At 67.2% G+C, this 17133-nt stretch carries 15 protein-coding genes; 10 read left to right on the forward strand and 5 right to left on the reverse strand.

All coding sequences use genetic code 11. From position 1 onward, the window contains the following. The first annotated feature begins 55 nt into the window (after positions 1 to 55). The 3 genes from BST13_RS00100 to BST13_RS00110 are packed head-to-tail and all read left to right on the forward strand — an operon-like array spanning position 56 to position 5909. Positions 56 to 4840: an NAD-glutamate dehydrogenase gene (locus tag BST13_RS00100; RefSeq protein WP_083160018.1), complete on the forward strand. Its 4785-nt coding sequence runs from the start codon at positions 56 to 58 to the stop codon at positions 4838 to 4840. Next, positions 4837 to 5250 (forward strand): acyl-CoA thioesterase, encoded by a 414-nt coding sequence (locus BST13_RS00105; protein ID WP_142282696.1) that lies wholly within the window; start codon positions 4837 to 4839, stop codon positions 5248 to 5250. Before BST13_RS00100 ends, BST13_RS00105 begins: the two co-directional genes overlap by 4 nt. Next, the gene (locus BST13_RS00110; RefSeq protein WP_083159396.1) at positions 5247 to 5909 is read left to right on the forward strand and encodes a DUF8185 domain-containing protein; all 663 of its coding nucleotides are present in this window, start codon (positions 5247 to 5249) and stop codon (positions 5907 to 5909) included. Before BST13_RS00105 ends, BST13_RS00110 begins: the two co-directional genes overlap by 4 nt. Positions 5910 to 5984: 75 nt before the next feature. Here BST13_RS00110 and BST13_RS00115 read toward each other — a convergent pair whose 3' ends face one another. Next, entirely contained in the window at positions 5985 to 7523 is a 1539-nt protein-coding gene (locus tag BST13_RS00115) for a glycoside hydrolase family 13 protein (protein WP_083159397.1), read from the reverse strand. After that, positions 7523 to 7927 carry a globin gene (locus tag BST13_RS00120; RefSeq protein ID WP_083159398.1) on the reverse strand — a complete coding sequence of 135 codons (405 nt, stop codon included), beginning with the start codon at positions 7925 to 7927 and terminating at the stop codon, positions 7523 to 7525. Before BST13_RS00120 ends, BST13_RS00115 begins: the two co-directional genes overlap by 1 nt. Positions 7928 to 8129: 202 nt before the next feature. On the opposite strand from BST13_RS00120, the gene BST13_RS00125 reads away from it, so the two are divergent. From BST13_RS00125 to BST13_RS00135, 3 genes are read left to right on the forward strand one after another with little or no spacing between them, the layout of a single operon-like run. After that, entirely contained in the window at positions 8130 to 8774 is a 645-nt protein-coding gene (locus BST13_RS00125) for an HNH endonuclease (RefSeq protein WP_083159399.1), read from the forward strand. Between the two features lie 52 nt (positions 8775 to 8826). Continuing rightward, a complete protein-coding gene (gene ctaJ, locus BST13_RS00130; RefSeq protein ID WP_083159400.1) occupies positions 8827 to 9060 on the forward strand; it encodes an aa3-type cytochrome oxidase subunit CtaJ in 234 nt (77 codons plus the stop codon). Further along, entirely contained in the window at positions 9047 to 9529 is a 483-nt protein-coding gene (locus BST13_RS00135) for a DUF5130 domain-containing protein (protein ID WP_083159401.1), read from the forward strand. The genes ctaJ and BST13_RS00135 overlap by 14 nt, the downstream gene beginning before the upstream one ends. Before the next feature lie 229 nt (positions 9530 to 9758). Here BST13_RS00135 and pepN read toward each other — a convergent pair whose 3' ends face one another. Together pepN and BST13_RS00145 are read right to left on the reverse strand one after the other, a co-directional pair. Beyond that, positions 9759 to 12344: an aminopeptidase N gene (gene pepN, locus BST13_RS00140; RefSeq protein WP_083159402.1), complete on the reverse strand. Its 2586-nt coding sequence runs from the start codon at positions 12342 to 12344 to the stop codon at positions 9759 to 9761. 38 nt (positions 12345 to 12382) lie between these two features. Continuing rightward, entirely contained in the window at positions 12383 to 12775 is a 393-nt protein-coding gene (locus BST13_RS00145) for a DUF732 domain-containing protein (protein ID WP_064942850.1), read from the reverse strand. Positions 12776 to 13031: 256 nt separating this feature from the next. Between BST13_RS00145 and BST13_RS00150 the strand changes: the two genes are divergently transcribed. The 4 genes from BST13_RS00150 (at position 13032) to BST13_RS00165 (ending at position 16496) form a co-directional block, all read left to right on the forward strand. Continuing rightward, complete coding sequence (locus BST13_RS00150) at positions 13032 to 13640, forward strand: mycothiol-dependent nitroreductase Rv2466c family protein (RefSeq protein WP_083159404.1); 609 nt, start codon at positions 13032 to 13034, stop codon at positions 13638 to 13640. A gap of 68 nt (positions 13641 to 13708) precedes the next feature. After that, on the forward strand, positions 13709 to 15103 hold the full coding sequence (locus BST13_RS00155; RefSeq protein WP_083159406.1) for a purine-cytosine permease family protein: 1395 nt from the start codon (positions 13709 to 13711) through the stop codon (positions 15101 to 15103). After that, positions 15100 to 15540 (forward strand): nucleoside deaminase, encoded by a 441-nt coding sequence (locus tag BST13_RS00160; RefSeq protein ID WP_083159408.1) that lies wholly within the window; start codon positions 15100 to 15102, stop codon positions 15538 to 15540. The genes BST13_RS00155 and BST13_RS00160 overlap by 4 nt, the downstream gene beginning before the upstream one ends. Continuing rightward, the gene (locus tag BST13_RS00165) at positions 15537 to 16496 is read left to right on the forward strand and encodes an isopenicillin N synthase family dioxygenase (RefSeq protein WP_083159410.1); all 960 of its coding nucleotides are present in this window, start codon (positions 15537 to 15539) and stop codon (positions 16494 to 16496) included. The genes BST13_RS00160 and BST13_RS00165 overlap by 4 nt, the downstream gene beginning before the upstream one ends. Here the strand turns inward: BST13_RS00165 and BST13_RS00170 are convergent. Beyond that, entirely contained in the window at positions 16483 to 17046 is a 564-nt protein-coding gene (locus BST13_RS00170; protein ID WP_083159412.1) for a DUF1444 domain-containing protein, read from the reverse strand. The two genes, BST13_RS00165 and BST13_RS00170, sit on opposite strands and share 14 nt — an antisense overlap. Between the last annotated feature and the right edge of the window lie 87 nt (positions 17047 to 17133).

Genomic DNA, 17133 nt, shown 5'->3' on the forward strand with positions numbered 1-17133 from the left:
ATCTCAGGGACACCAGACAACCAGCGTCCCAGGAGGTCCGGAGCCAACGCCCGACATCACCCAACGCCTTGCAGTGGCCCTGCTGTCCACCTATCGGGGGCCGCAGGCTGACGCGCCGGGCGCCACCACGACCGGGCCGATCGCAATCAGCGCGCCCGAACGGCTCGTGTCGGATGGCGCCGTGGCGGCCCACTACCGGTTGGGTGCCCGGCGCGCACCCGGCGAGACGAACGTCGCGGTGTACCCCGGTGACGCCGAGACCGGACCGGCTCTGCAGATCGTCACCGACCAGGCGCCGATGCTGGTCGACTCGGTGACGGTGCTGCTGCACCGGCTCGGCATCGCCTACAGCGCCATCATGAACCCGGTGTTCCGGGTCCGCCGGGATGCCGACGGGCAACTGCTCGACATCAGGCCGGTGGCCGACGCGGTGCCCGGAGACGGCGTCGACGAGTGCTGGATCCTCATTCCCGTGAGTGGCGCGGCGGACGGCGGGGCCCTCACCGAGGCCACCCGCCTGGTGCCGGGAATCCTGGCCGATGCCCGCCAGGTCGGCCTGGACACCGGGGCCATGGCCGCCGCGCTGCACGGTCTGGCCAACGACCTGGCCACCGATGTCGAGGGACATTTCCCCAACGCCGATCGCAAGGACGTCGCGGCGCTGCTGCGCTGGCTGGCCGACGGTCACTTCGTGCTCCTGGGCTACCAGCAGTGCGCGGTGGGTGACGGCCAGGCCGTGGTCGACCCGGCCAGCCGGCTGGGCGTGCTGCGGCTGCGACAGGATGTCCTGCCGCCGCTGACCAATCCCGACGATCTGCTGGTGCTGGCCCAGGCGACCATCCCGAGCTACCTGCGCTACGGCGCCTATCCGTACCTGGTGGTGGTCCGCGAGAGCGGCAGTCCTGCCGGTGCGATCGAGCACCGCTTCGTCGGTCTGTTCACCATCGCGGCCATGAACGCCAATGTGCTTGAGATCCCACTGGTCTCACGGCGCGCCGAGGAAGCCCTGGCGATGGCCCACCGCGACCCCAGCCATCCGGGGCAGCTGCTGCGCGACATCATCCAGACCATTCCGCGGCCTGAGCTGTTCGCGCTGAGCTCCAAAGAGCTGCTCGAAATGGCCATGGCCGTGGTGGATCTGGGCTCCCGACGCCGCACCCTGCTGTTTCTGCGTGCCGATCAACTGGCCCATTTCGTCTCGTGCCTGGTGTACCTGCCGCGGGATCGCTACACCACGGCCGTACGCCTGGAGATGCAGGACATCCTGGTCCGCGAACTCGGCGGGGTCAGCATCGACTACTCCGCGCGGGTCAGTGAATCCCCGTGGGCAGTAGTTCATTTCACCGTGCGGCTGCCCGACGGCGAACGCGCGCACCGGGTCGACACCTCGATCGAGAACGAGTCGCGGATCCAGAATCTGCTGACCGAGGCCACTCGCAACTGGGGTGACCGGCTGATCGGTTCGGCAAAGGGCCTCAACCCTGCCGCTGTCGAGCACTACGCCACCGCCTTCCCGCAGGACTACAAGCAGGCGGTCACGCCGGCCGACGCCATCACCGACATCGCGATCATCGAAGAACTGCAGGACAATTCGGTCAAGCTGGTGTTCAGCGAAGGGGCCGACCGCATCGCCCAGCTGACCTGGTACCTCGGCGGGCATTCGGCGTCGCTGAGCGAGCTGCTGCCGATGCTGCAGTCCATGGGCGTCGTCGTGCTGGAGGAACGGCCGTACACCGTCACCCGCGCGGATGGTCTGCCGGTCTGGATCTACCAGTTCAAGGTCTCGCGGCAACGCAACATGCCCGACGCGCCCGATGCCGAAGCCCAGGCAGCCACCGCGCAGCGCTTCGCCGACGCGGTGACCGCCATCTGGCAGGGCAATGCCGAGATCGACCGGTTCAACCAGCTGGTGCTGCGCGCCGGGCTGACCTGGCAGCAGGTGGTGATCCTGCGGGCGTACGCGAAATACCTGCGCCAGGCGGGATTCCCCTACAGCCAGAACCACATCGAGTCGGTGCTCAACGACAACCCGCACACCGCGCGATCACTCGTCGAGCTGTTCGAGGCACTGTTCACCCCGCCGGGCGCCGAACGCGACGGCGCAGCGCCGCGCGACGCCCAGAGTGCCGCCGCGGCAGTGGCTGCCGACATCGATGCCCTGGTCAGTCTCGACACCGACCGGGTGCTCCGCGCGTTCGCCAGCCTGATCCAGGCCACGCTGCGCACCAACTACTATGTGCAGCGGCCTGATTCGGCGCGTCAGCGTGGTGTGGTGGCGATGAAGCTCAACCCCGGGCTGATCGACGAGTTGCCGTTGCCCCGACCGAAATTCGAGATCTTCGTGTACTCGCCGCGCGTCGAGGGTGTGCATCTGCGGTTCGGGTTCGTGGCCCGCGGCGGGCTGCGCTGGTCGGATCGCCGAGAGGACTTCCGCACCGAGATCCTGGGCCTGGTCAAGGCGCAGGCGGTCAAGAACGCCGTCATCGTGCCGGTCGGGGCCAAGGGCGGCTTCGTCGTCAAGCAACCCCCGGAACTCACCGGAGACCCGGCGGTCGACCGGGATGCGACGCGAGCTGAAGGCGTGGCGTGCTACCAGCTCTTCATCTCCGGCCTGCTCGACGTCACCGACAACGTCGACAAGGCCACCGGTGCGGTCGTGACCCCGCCGGACGTCGTGCGCCGCGACGGGGAAGACGCCTACCTGGTGGTGGCGGCCGACAAGGGCACCGCGACGTTCTCCGACATCGCCAACGAGGTCGCCAAGTCGTACGGATTCTGGCTGGGTGACGCGTTCGCGTCGGGCGGCTCCATCGGTTACGACCACAAGGCGATGGGCATCACCGCCAAGGGAGCCTGGGAATCGGTCAAGCGGCACTTCCGGGAGATGGGTGTCGACACTCAGACGCAAGACTTCACGGTCGTCGGCGTCGGGGACATGAGCGGCGACGTGTTCGGCAACGGAATGCTGCTGTCCCAACATATTCGGCTGGTCGCCGCGTTCGACCACCGGCACATCTTCCTCGATCCCAACCCGGACGCCGCGACGTCCTGGGCGGAGCGCAGCCGGATGTTCCAGCTGCCGCGGTCGAGCTGGGACGACTACGACAAGTCGCTGATCAGCGAGGGCGGCGGCGTGTACAGCCGCGATCAGAAGGCGATCCCGATCAGCGCGCAGGTGCGCGCCGCGCTGGGCATCGAGGGCGACGTCGACGAGCTGACCCCGCCTGCGTTGATGAAGGCCATCCTGAAGGCCCCGGTGGACCTGCTGTGGAACGGCGGTATCGGCACCTACATCAAGGCTGAGACCGAAGCCGACGCCGATGTCGGCGACCGGGCCAACGACATGATCCGGGTCTGCGGAAACCAGGTGCGGGCCAAGGTGATCGGCGAGGGCGGCAACCTCGGCGTGACTCCGCTGGGCCGGATCGAGTTCGATCTGGCCGGTGGCCGGATCAACACCGACGCGCTGGACAACTCCGCCGGGGTGGACTGCTCCGACCACGAGGTCAACATCAAGATCCTGATCGACTCGCTGGTCACCGCGGGCCGGGTCAGTGCCGAGGAGCGCACCGGCCTGCTGCTGTCGATGACCGACGAGGTCGGCGAGTTGGTGCTTGGCGACAACCGTGACCAGAACGATCTGATGGGCACCAGCCGGGCCAACTCGGCGAGCATGCTCTCGGTGCACGCCCGCATGATCAAGGACTTCGTGGCCGACCGCGGGCTCAACCGTGAGCTGGAGGCACTGCCGTCGGAGAAGGAGATCCGGCGCCGTACGGAAGCCGGAATCGGGCTCACCTCACCGGAATTGGCCACGCTGATGGCCCACGTCAAGCTGGCTCTCAAAGAGGACGTGCTGGCCAGCGACCTGCCCGACCAGGAGGTGTTCGCCTCCCGGCTGCCGCGGTACTTCCCGGCCAGGTTGCGCGACGAGTTCCACAGCGAGATCCGATCGCACCAGCTGCGCCGCGAGATCATCACCACCATGCTGGTCAACGATCTGGTCGACACCAGCGGCATCAGCTACGCCTACCGCATCACCGAGGACGTCGGGGTCGGGCCGGTGGACGCGGCACGCAGCTACGTGGCCACCAACGCGATCTTCCGGATCGGCGACGTCTGGCGCCAGATCCGCGCGGCTGGTGACCAGGGCGTCGCTGTCGCGGTGACCGACCGCATGACACTGGATCTACGCCGGCTGGTCGACCGCGCGGGTAGATGGCTGCTCAACTACCGGCCCCAGCCGCTGGCCGTCGGCGCCGAGATCAACCGGTTCGCCGACAAGGTAGCCATGCTGACGCCGCGCATCGGGGAGTGGCTGCGCGGCGCCGACAAGGCCATCGTCGACAAAGAGGCCGGCGAGCTCGTCTCGCACGGAGTCTCCCCGGAGCTGGCGTATCTGGTGGCCACCGGGCTCTACCAGTACAGCCTGCTCGACGTGATCGACATCGCCGACATCATCGAGCGGGACCCGGTCGAGGTGGCCGACGCCTACTTCGCGTTGATGGATCATCTGGGCGCCGACGGGCTGCTCACGGCGGTCTCGATGCTGGGTCGTGACGACCGGTGGCATTCGTTGGCGCGGTTGGCCATTCGCGACGACATTTACGGGTCGGTGCGGGCATTGTGCTTCGATGTCATGGCGGTTGGCGAGCCGGACGAGAACGGTGAGCAGAAGATCGCCGAATGGGAGTTGACCAACAGCTCCCGCGTCGCGCGTGCCCGCCGGACGCTGACCGAGATCTATGCGGGAGAGCTGCAGGACTTGGCGACGCTGTCGGTGGCGGCCCGTCAGATCCGCAGCATGACGAGGACGAGTGGGACGGGAACAACCGGGTGAGTGCAGGTTTCACGGCGCCGGTGCATGTGCGTTGGTCGGATATCGACATGTACCAGCACATCAATCACGCCACCATGGTGACGATTCTCGAGGAGGCACGGATCCCGTTCCTGCGGGAGCCGTTCGGCGCCGAGATCACCACGATCGGTCTGCTGATCGCCGAGGTCAACATCGTCTACAAGGGACAGCTGCGGTTGGTGGATTCGCCGCTGCAGGTCACGATGTGGTCCAAGCGGGTACGTGCGGTGGACTTCACTGTGGGTTACGAGGTGCGGCCCGTACACGCCGATCCCGACTGCAAACCATCAGTGATCGCCGAGACGCAGTTGGCCGCCGTCCATATCGAAGAACAACGGCTGCAACGCCTCTCGTCTGAACAACGGGCGTATCTGGAGCGCTACCTGCGGTGAGCGGTCCGGAACGCGGGCTGTGGGTCGACGACGCGCACCAACGCGCTGACCTCGCGACGTTCGTCGACCGGGCGCTGCGGCTCGACGATGCGGCGGTGGTGCGGCTGCGGGTCCGGGGCGGTCACGGCGAGCAGGTAGTTGCTTGGGTCGCAACGGGATTCGACGTCCTGGCCAGCCGGGTGCTCGCTGCCCGGCTCCGCCCCGGTGATCTGTCCGCGGGGGCCGACGCGCTTAGGGCCGGGCTCTCGGTGTCGCACCATGGCTACGTCGACACCGGGATGCCGATGGATTCGGCATGGCGCGGGGGACTGCCGCCGGACACCGGATTCGTCCATGTCGACGATGTGCCCGCCAAGGTGATGCTCGATCTCGCGGAACAGGGCACGACCCTGGCCAAGGAGCACGGTGGTGCGCACGGTCCGCCGACCTCGCTGCTCGATCAGGATGTCGTGGTGGTCAGCTCTGACGAGTTGTCTGTCGGCATCCCGATGCGCTGCGTATTCGCTTTGACGGCAATGGGTTTCCTGCCGGCGTCGGGCGAGTCACTCAGCGCCGGGGAAATGGTGCGGGTACGCGCGCACGCTGCGTGGCTGCGGATCGATGCCCGCTTCGGTTCGGTGTACCGCAGGCGCGGCGCCCCCGCGCTGGTCCTGGGCTAGACCATCTCGCGAGCAGTCGCGGAGGTACCGAAACCGCGGCGTGTCGCGGACTTTTCTGTCTGCTCGCCGGAGGAACTAGACCAGCCAGACCGCAGTGTCCGGGGGCACGGTGCCGTCGACGAGCGGTCCACTGGCCAGCAGTACCTCACCGGCCGGCAGCGGTAGGGCAGTGGCGCCTGCGTTCAGCACGCACACCAGCCCGCCGGGCCTGCGGAACGTCAGGCCGTCGAGCCAGTCGATCCCATTGCCTCCGAATTCGCTTCGGCTGGAGCGTAATTGCACCGCCCGCCGGTAGAACGCCAGCGTGGAATCGGGGTCGTGTTCTTGATGGGCGACCGTGAGCGTGGCCCAGTTGGCCGGGATCGGCAGCCACGTATCGGGGTTGGTGGAGAAGCCGAACGGTGCTTCGGAGCCCTGCCACGGCATCGGGACGCGGCAGCCGTCGCGTCCGCGTTCGGTGTGGCCGGAGCGTTCCCACACGGGATCCTGCAACACCGCATCGGGCAGCTCGACGTTGGGCAGGCCGAGCTCCTCACCGTTGTAGATGAACACCGCGCCAGGAAGGGCCAGCATCACCAGCGCCATGGCCCGGGCCCGGGCCAGCCCGCGAGCACCGCCGCCATAACGGGTGACCTCACGCTCGACATCGTGGTTGGACAACGTCCAGGTCGGGGTGGCACCGGCCAGTGCGGCCGCGGCCAACGCGTTGTCGATCGCGTCGCGGATCTCGTCAGCGTCGTAATCTGCTTGCACCAGGCGGAAATTGAAGCCCAGGTGAAGCTCGTCGGGCCGAAGGTACTTGGCGAACTGTTCGTTGCCGCGCACCCACACTTCCCCGACGGCCACCGCGTCGGGATAGTCGTCGAACACCGTCCGGATGAACCGGTGGATGTCGTGGACGCTCTCGTTGTCGAACCGCGGATCGTCGTCACTGTTGCGCAGCACCGCGGTGTCGACCACCGACATGTCGGGCAGGCCCGGCGGTTTCGCCATGCCGTGCGCCACGTCGATACGGAACCCGTCGACCCCGCGATCCAGCCAGAACCGCAGCGTCTTCTCCAGATCGTCGAACACCTCGGGGTTGTCCCAGTTCAGGTCGGGCTGTGCCGCGTCGAACAGGTGCAGGTACCACTGCCCGGGCGTGCCGTCGGGTTCGGTCACCCGGGTCCAGGCCGGGCCGCCGAATATCGAGACCCAGTTGTTGGGAGGCACCGATCCATCGGGCCCGCGGCCGTCGCGGAAGATGTAACGGTCGCGGCGGGCCGGATTGGCCAGCGCCTCGACGAACCACGGATGCGCCGAGCTGGTGTGGTTGGGCACCAGATCCATCGTGATCCGGATACCGCGTGCGTGCGCCGAGTCCAGCAGCCGGTCGAGCGCGTCGAGGTCGCCGAAGAGGGGGTCCACATCGCGTGGGTCGGCGACGTCGTAGCCATGGTCGGCCATCGGCGAGACCATCACCGGGTTGAGCCACAGCGCGTCGACGCCCAGAGAGCTCAGATAGTCCAGGCCCGCGGTCACCCCGTCGAGATCGCCGACCCCGTCACCGTTGCTGTCGCGAAACGAGCGCGGGTAGACCTGGTAGAACACCGCGTGCTCCCACCACGTGGCCATCAGAACGCCGAATTGACCATCGCGTCTGCGGCCATTTCCAGGTAATCCAGCAACGCCTTGCGATGCGGGTCGTCCAGCGTCGCCGAGTCGATCGACGCCACCGCGGTGTGCATGCACCGCAGCCACGCATCGCGTTCCAGCAGGCCGATGCGGAAGGGTGCGTGCCGCATCCGTAGCCTCGGGTGTCCGCGCAGGTCGGAGTACGTCCTGGGGCCGCCCCAGTACTGCTCGAGGAACATCCGCAGCCGCTCCTCGGCCCCGTCGATGTCGTCCTCGGGGTACAGCGGCAGCAGAATCTCGTCTTCGCGGACCAGTTGATAGAACCGCGCCACGATGGCTTGGAAGGTGTCGTGGCCACCGACCTCGTCGTAGAAGGTTTGTTGAGCCTGCGTCACGCCCTCCATTGTGCAGATCAACCGCCGTGCACGGGCGGCGGGCCGACGACGTCGCGGTCCGTGGCGCTCGAACGAGCCCAGGTCAGACGAACGGCACTTAGCTGGTCTAGGGGCATTGTCATGCGCTGTTCACCAACCCGACCAGTGAACTCACTCAAATTTGTCGTGCTATTGCACCCGATCCGTGGTGGACTGTGTGCTCGGAGGCTCTATGGCGCACAGCAAAAAAGGCCACTCACGACGGACCGGTCACATATCCGGCCCTTCGGGGCCTCACGCGCCAAATCGGCCGCTGCACAGCGTAGAGACACTGGCCCCGGCCAGCCCCGACGCATCGGTGTGGGGCCGCCGCCGGGTACTGCTGCTCAACTCGACCTACGAACCGCTGACGGCGCTGCCGCTGCGCCGGGCGGTGATCATGCTGATGTGCGGCAAGGCCGACGTCGTGCACGACGACCCGGCCGGGCCGGTGATCCATTCCGCGACCCGCACCATCGTCGTGCCGTCGGTGATCCGGCTGCGCACCTTCGTGCGGGTGCCGTACCGGGCCCGCATCCCGATGACCCGGGCCGCGCTGATGCACCGCGACCGCTTCCGCTGCGCCTACTGCGGGGGCCGGGCCGACACTGTCGACCATGTGGTGCCGCGCAGCCGTGGCGGCGAACACTCGTGGGAGAACTGTGTGGCCGCCTGTGCGGCATGCAATCACCGCAAGGCCGACAAGCTGCTGGCCGAGCTCGGCTGGTCGCTGCGCACGGTGCCGATGCCCCCGAAAGGCCAGCATTGGCGGTTGTTGTCGACCATCAAGGAGCTCGATCCGGCGTGGGTCCGCTACCTGGGCGAGGGCGCGGCGTAGCGGAGTGTTCACTGTCGGCGCGTCGGGTGCGTGCGGCTGATACGGTTTGGCCGTGAGCACAGCACTTACCCATTCCCTCCTCGGAGGGGTTCCGCTGTTGTTGTTCGTGATCCTGGCGCTGATCTTCCTGACCCGCAGGGGACCGCACCCGGCCACCTACAAGATGTCGGACCCGTGGACCCACGAGCCGATTCTGTGGGCAGCTGCCGAACCTGCCGATCATGGGCATGGCGGCCACGATTCGCATGGAGTGACCATTGGAGGGGGCGCAAGTGGCAAGTGGTGAGGTCGCGACTGTCGCGACTACCTCGTCAACCGAACTCGACCTGCCCTACGGCTACGCGATCACGTCGAGCGGGCGCATCTCCGGGGTTACCGAGCCCGGCGAGCTGTCGGTGCACTACCCCTTCCCGACGATGGATCTCGTGGTCCTCGACGACGCGCTGAAGTACGGCTCGCGCGCTGCCAAGGCCCGCTTCGCGGTCTACATCGGTGGGCTCGGTGCCGACACCGCCGCCACGGCCCGCGAGATCCTGGCCAAGGTGCCGACCCCGAACAACGCGGTGCTGTTGGCGGTATCGCCCGACCAGCACGCGATCGAGGTCGTCTACGGTGCCGACGTGAAAGGCCGTGGCATCGAAGAGGCCGCACCCCTGGGTGTCTCCGCGGCTGCCGCCTCGTTCAAGGAAGGCAACCTGATCGACGGGCTGATCAGCGCTGTGCGCGTGCTGTCCGCCGGCGTTGCCCCTGCCTGACGCCTGCACCTCGAGATTTGCACCGCGAGCGTGCGGGTCTGCTGCCCGACACGCCGCTGACCATCAGCATTCCGCGCACGCTCGCGCGTAGAGCCCGGTATCGAGACCACGGTTTCGCTACCGGGCTTTGTGCTTTCCAAGACAGCTCAACACACCGCGAGCGTGCGCAGACTGCCGGCCAGTGACGGTGTGTCGGCAAGCAGACGCGCACGCTCGCGGTGCAAAGGGCTCAGCTCACGTCGAACGCCCGGGCGCGCAGCGAGCGCTCCACCCCGGCACGGCCTTCGAGGACCAGGCGGCGCAGCGCAGGCGGCACCTCGGGGTCGGACAGGAAGGTGTCCGCCGCATCGAGCCCGTTCTGGCTGATGTCCCACGACGGGTACAGGCCGATGACCACCGTCTGGGCGACCTCGCTCGTCCGGCGCTCCCACACTCCGGAGATAGCCGCGAAGTAGCGCGTGGTGAACGGCGTGAGCAGCTCCTCCTGACCCGGTTGCACGAAACCACCGACGATCGCGCGGGTGGTGATGTTGGCCAGGGAGTCGTTCTCGATCACCTCTTCCCACGCGGCCGCCTTCACGACGTCCTGCGGCCGCGCGGCCGAGGCTGCCGCGGCCTGGCGCTTGCCGGCAGCGGTCGGGTCGTTCTTGGCCTCGGCGTCGATGAACGGGGTTTCGGGACCGTCGGCGTCGAGATGCCCGGAGCGCGCCAGCGCCGTGACGATCCGCCACCGCAGATCGGTGTCGATCACCAGACCGGCCATGTTGACCGCGGCCGGTTCGTTGTCGAGCAGTGTCGAGAGGACGGCGACGTGATTGGGGGCCAGCACCGACGAGCACAGCGCGTTGACGAAGGCCAGCTGGTGATCGGAACCCGGGGCGGAGTCCCGCGCCAGATCGAGCAGCGCATCGCCGAAGGCCGGCCAGCCGATCTCGTGGGCCCAGGTGGGGTCGGCGTAGGAACTGAGCGCGGTCTGGGCCTGCAGCAGCAACCGCTGTGCCACGCCAACTTCGGATTCGGCGTGCAGCCCGCTCATCACCAGGGCCACGAAGTCGCGGGCCCGCAGCTCGGCCTCGCGGGTCATTTCCCACGCCGCCGACCAGGCCAGCGTCCGCGGCAGCGAATCGGCGATGTCGGCGATGCGGGACAACACGGTCCGCAGCGACACGGGATCCAGCCGCAGCGAGCAGTAGGTCAGATCGTCGTCATTGACCAGGATCAGCTGGCCGCGTGAAATCCCGATCAGCTCGGGCACTTCGGTGACCGGGCCGTCGACGTCGAGTTCCACGCGGTGCACGCGGGTCAGCCTGCCGGAGCCGCTGTCGTCGTAGATGCCGATGGCCAGGCGGTGCACGCGGGTCTCTCCGGCGCCCGGGGCCGCACCGGACTGGGTGACGGCGAAGCGGGTGAACGCACCCGACTCGTCGACATCGAAATCGGCGCGCAGCGTGTTCAATCCCGTCGTCCGCAGCCACTGCCGGCCCCAGCCGGACAGGTCGCGCCCCGACGACTTCTCCAGCGCGCCCAGCAGGTCCGCGAAGGTGGCATTGGAGAACGCGTGGTCGCGGAAGTAGTCCCGCAGACCGGCCAGGAACTGTTCGAGCCCGACGTAGGCCACCAGCTGCTTGAGCACCGAGGCGCCCTTGGCGTAGGTGATGCCGTCGAAGTTGACCTCGACCGCGGCCAGATCGGGGATGTCGGCGGCCACGGGATGCGTCGACGGCAACTGGTCCTGCCGGTAGGCCCACGACTTCTCGACATTGGCAAACGTCGTCCATGCCGCGGTGTACTCGGTGGCCTCGGCCTGGCACAGCACCGACGCGAACGTCGCGAAGGATTCGTTGAGCCACAGGTCATCCCACCACTGCATGGTGACGAGGTCACCGAACCACATGTGGGCCATCTCGTGCAGGACGGTCTCGGCGCGGCGTTCGTAGGAATACCGCGTGACCTTGGAGCGGAAGACGTAGTCCTCCAGGAAGGTCACCGCGCCTGCGTTCTCCATCGCGCCCGCGTTGAACTCCGGGACGAAGAGCTGGTCGTACTTGCCGAACACGTACGGCGTGCCGAAGTTCTTGTGGTAGAAGCCGAATCCCTGTTTGGTCTCGGTGAACAACCGCTCGGCATCCATGAACTGGGAGAGCGACTTGCGGCAGAACAGGCCGAGCGGGATGGTGCCGTGGTCGTCGGAGTACTCGTCGCGCCACACCGCGTAGGGCCCGGCGATGAGCGCCGCGAGGTAGGTGCTCATCTTCGGTGTGGTGGCGAAGACGTGAACCGTTGCGCTGCCCGAGGTTTCGGCGGAAACCGGTGCTCCGTTGGAGATCACTTCCCAGTGCGACGGCGCGGTGACCTGGATGTCGAAGGTCGCCTTGAGATCCGGCTGGTCGAAGCACGCGAACATTCGCTTGGCGTCGGCCGTTTCGAACTGTGAGTACAGGTACACCTCGTCGTCGACCGGGTCGACGAAGCGGTGCAGCCCTTCACCGGTGTTGGAGTACAGGCAGTCCGCGTCGACGACGAGCACGTTGTGTGCGGCCAGGCCCGGCAGGGCGATGCCGGTGGATTCGTCGTAGTCGGACGTGTCGAGCGGGACGCCGTTGAGGGTCGCGCTGCGGATCGCCTCGGCCGCGATGTCGATGTAGGTGTCGGCGCCGGCAAGCGCGTCGAACTCCACCGTCGTGGTGGACCGGAAGGTGCGGTCGCCGGGCCGGCCCTCACCGTCGGTGAGGTCGAGCTCGATGCGGTAGTTGCCGACGGTGACCAGGGCGGCGCGCTCGACGGCCTGGTCGCGGGTGAGATTCGGAAGAGCCACGCGTCCAACCTATCGGCTGGCCGCGTGACCGTCCCGGCCTACTGCCCGAAGCCGGGGAAGCCGGCGATCCCGCTCAGTGCGTTCAGCCCGCCCAGGTTGTTCAGGATGGAGCCGTCAGTGATCGACGACATCATCTGTGGGCAGTACATCTGGATGGCGATGCCGGTGAAGAACGACGCCATCTCGGGGGACATGCCGTTGTTGCCCCGCATCTGAGAGGCCACCGATGCGAAGTTCTTGCCGGGTTCGACGAGCATCGGGCACACCTGCTGCCCGAGCTGAACGGTCGAACCCGGGTCGTTGTAGCCGATGCCGGCGTTGGACAGGGCGTTCAGGAACGAGTCGTTCGTGTCGGCCTGGGCGGGCACGGCCAGCGCAAGGCCGGCAGCGGCGACGACGCCCATGGTCGTCAGGAAGGCACGTGCGGCCATAATTCAGCTCCTCAGCTGTCACGTAGGACACTTGCAGCGCCCCACTCACTTGGGAAACAGTGGTTCACCAGGGTCACAGGAACAACACGGTTCGATAAAAATCTGCACACTATGCGTTTCCTGTGCCACTACCGTGACGTCGACATGCTTATCGGAGCACGCGGTGAGTTGGTTACCACCGACTCGGGAACACTCTATGCGGGTGTGCAGTTGTGCTGAACGGAGCTCTGGCCCGGACCCTCGAGAGGACGCATTGATGACTCAGAAAGACGTTGCAGGATTCTGGTTCGACCCGTTGTGCCCGTGGTGCTGGATCACCTCGCGCTGGATCCTCGAGGTGCAGAAGGTCCGTGACATCGACGTGCAGTTCCACGTGATGAGCCTGGCCGTGCTCAACGAAGGCCGTGACCTTCCCGAGAACTACGTCGAGCTCATGAAGAAGGCCTGGGGCCCGGTGCGGGTGGCCATCGCCGCCGAGCAGCTCAAGGGTCAGGAGATCCTCGCACCGCTCTACACCGCGATGGGAACCCGCATCCACAACCAGGACAACAAGGACTTCGACGCCGTCATCAAGGAGTCGCTCGAAGAAGTCGGCCTGCCCGCCGAGCTGGCCGAGGCGGCCACCACGGACAAGTACGACGAGGCGCTGCGTAAGAGCCATCACGAGGGCATGGACGCCGTCGGTGATGACGTCGGCACCCCGACAATCCACGTCAACGGCGTGGCGTTCTTCGGCCCGGTGCTCTCGAAGATCCCGCGCGGGGAAGAGGCAGGCAAGCTCTGGGACGCCTCGGTGACCTTCGCGTCGTATCCGCATTTCTGGGAACTCAAGCGCACCCGCACCGAGGCGCCCCAATTCGACTGAGCGGCACCCCCGACCGAATATTCCCATTCAGCTTGCGTTACACCGCGGTTCACGCCACGGTGTAACGCATGACAGCGGCTGAGCCCAGTACCGACGGTTCCTATCGGGATCGCATCGCGGCCATCGAGCCTGGTGGCAACGAGTTCATCGCCGAGGCCGACCGGCACGGAAAGCCCAGCCAGCTGTTCTGGACATGGACGTCGCCGAATCTCGAATTCGCCACCATCTTCCTGGGCGTGCTCGCGGTCGCCGTGTACGGCATGACCTTCTGGCAGGCGCTGGCGGGCATGGCCGTCGGGACCGGGCTCGGGGCGCTCGCGCACTACTTCCTGTCCAAACGTGGACCGCGCCACGGCGTGCCGCAGATGGTGCTGGGTCGGCTGGCCTTCGGGTTCCGGGGCAACGCGGTGCCGTCGCTGCTGATGACGGTGACCGCCGGCATCGGCTGGTTCGCGACCAACAGCGTCAGCGGCGCGTTCGCGTTGTCGACCCTGGTCGGGGTGGCCCCGGTGCTGGCCCTGGTGTTCGTCGTCGTGGTGCAGACAGCGCTGGCGGTGTTCGGGCACAACCTCGTACAGGCCTTCGAGCGGTGGGCCTTCCCGGTGCTTGCAGTGATCTTCGCGGTCACATCGGTGGTGATCCTGAGCAAGGCCGACTTCGGTGCTCCGGCGGTGGCCGGCGGTGTGGGCGGAACCGGTGGCTTTCTGCTGACCGTCGGCACCGCGTTCGGGTATGTCGCAGGCTGGGCGCCCTACGCGGCCGATTACACGCGCTACCTGCCCAAGTCGGACGCCACCGCGAGGACGGGGTTCTTCGCAGCCGCGGGGCTTTTCGTGTCCTGCCTGGTGCTGCAGGTCGTCGGTGCGGCGTCGGTCACCATCGGGCCCGCCGTTTCCGACAACCCCACCGCTGCGTTCACCGCCGAGCTGGCACCGTTGCTGGCCAACCTCACGCTGCTGGCCATCGCGATCGGCGCCATCGCCGCCAACGCCATCAACATCTATTCGGGCGCAATGGCTTTCGTGACCATCGGGGTCAAGCTGCCGCATCACGTCGCGCGTGCGGCGGCCACGGTGTTCTTCGGGGTGGTCGGATTCCTCATCGCGTGGTGGGCATTGGCCGACGCGGCCGCCAGCTACGAGGCGTTCCTGCTGATCATCGCCTACTGGATCGGACCGTGGCTCGGCGTGGTGTTCGCCGACCAGTATCTGCGGGGCGACCAACCCGTGGCGCACTTCCTCTACGACCGGACCTACAGTAACTGGCCGGGCCTGTTGTCGTTCCTGATCGGATTGGTGGTGTCCGTGGCGTTGTTCTGCAATCAGACGAACTTCGTCGGCTACGTGGCCCGGGCGGTGCCCCAACTCGGTGACATCACCTTCTTCGTCGGATTCCTCATCGCGGGTGGCTGCTACCTGGTGTTGTGCCGGTCCAAGCTCGCATCAGAAAGGGTGGCGGCATGACCCCGGAGCAGATGCTCGACGTCGCGGTCGAGCAGGCGCGTAAAGGCTTGGCCGAGGGCGGTATTCCGATCGGAGCGGCCCTTTTCCGGGATACCGGCGAGCTGCTGGGCGCCGGACACAACCGGCGGGTGCAGAACGACGATCCTTCGATTCACGCCGAAACCGACGCCTTCCGCGCCGCAGGCCGCCAGCGCGGCTACCGCTCGACCATCATGGTCACCACGCTCTCGCCGTGCTGGTACTGCAGCGGGCTGGTGCGGCAGTTCAACATCGGTGCCGTGGTGATCGGCGAGGCCCGTACTTTCTCGGGTGGTCACGATTGGCTGTCTGAACACGGGGTTGCCGTTACTCTGCTTGATGACAAGCGCTGCGTGGCGATGATGGAAGACTTCATCGCCGACCGGCCGGAGCTGTGGGCGGAGGATATTGGCGAATGAGCGCCATTGCGACAGTGGATATTTCGCGGTGGTACCGCGGTGGGGCCGACGCCGACGCGGTGGCTGCCGAGGTCGACGAGGGCCTGCAGCGGGCCGGCTTCATCGTCGTCACCGGCCACGGCGTCGATCCCGATCTGGCGGCGCGGGTGCGTGCGGCCAGCCGCGAGTTCTTCGCCCTGCCAGATGAGGTCAAGCAGCGTTACTCGGTGCCGGTCGGCGGTCACGGCTGGATCGGCCCCGGCGCCGAAGCCAACGGTTACGCCGAGGGCACCGAGACCCCGCCCGATCTCAAGGAGAGCTACAGCCTGGGCGCCGAGACCGCGACCGGCGACCCGGACGTGGATCGGATCTGGTTCGCGCCCAACGTCTGGCCGGCAGAGGTGCCGGCGCTGCAGCCGCTGGTCAGTGAATACACCGCGGCGATGCGCAAGCTGTCCGACGATCTGCTCGCACTGTTCGCCCACGCACTCGGACTGCCGTCGAATCCCTTTGCGACGCTGGCCGACCGGCCGACCTGGACCATGAACATCAACCACTACCCGCCGGTGAGCGTGGTGGGCGAACCGGAGCCGGGCCAGTTCCGCATCGGCCCGCACACCGATTTCGGCACCGTCACCGTGCTGGACCGCGAGCCGGGAGCCGGTGGGCTGCAGGTGTATTCGGAAGCCGAAGGCTGGGAGGACGCGCCGTGGGAGCCCGGTGCGCTGACGGTCAACATCGGTGATCTGCTGGAGTACTGGAGCGGCAAGCGCTGGCCGTCGGGCCGCCACCGCGTGTTGCCGCCGCAGCCGCACGCCCCCGAAGAGGATCTGGTGTCGCTGATCTACTTCTACGAGGCCAACCACGACGCGCTGGTGACGCCGCTGGATCCGCCGATCGGGCGGGTCGCTGGGCTGACTCCCGTCACATCGTCGGACTTCATCAAGGAGCGACTCGACGCCATCACGATCGGCTGAGCCAGGGCCTGGGCGCCGGACCGTCGGGGCCGAGTGTGAAGAGCTTGGTGGTCAACGGCTTTCGGGCGGTGCGGTATTCGGCTTCGATGATCTCGCCCATGCCTGCGCAGCTATCGGCACCGAACAGGAACAGCAGATCCCGGTGCGGCACGGCCGCGACGATGTCGTCGCCGACGAGCCGGACCATCCGTTCATGAAGCCCTGAGGCCACCAGTGTGGTTGCCGCCAGCCAGCTTCCGCTCATCACCACCGTCGGCGCCCCGGCGGGTCCGCGCTCGAAGAACTCCATCGCGACCCGCCCCGCCGACAGGGACCGGGACAACGCCCGATCCGCGTGGGCGTATGCCGTCGGCAAGTCGATCCGGACGGTCGCCAGCTGCTCGGCTCCCACCGCGGCCAGGATCAGGGCATCGGGTGGACCGGTCGGAGCAACCAGGGCCACTGACAGGCCATGGCCAATCTGGCGCTGAGCCTGCGCGCCGGTCGAGAGAGCGTCGGGATAGTCCTCGGGAACCAGGTACGGGTAGATCTGATCGACGTCGATCTGCATGCCGCCATCTTGCGCCATCGGTAAGCGGGCACGCCGCACTCGTTAGGGTTACCGCATGCGCGTCAACCCCGGCCCCGAGCACCGCCG

The organism is Mycobacterium aquaticum (genome assembly GCF_002086485.1).
GTDB classification, from domain to species: Bacteria; Actinomycetota; Actinomycetes; order Mycobacteriales; family Mycobacteriaceae; genus Mycobacterium; species Mycobacterium aquaticum.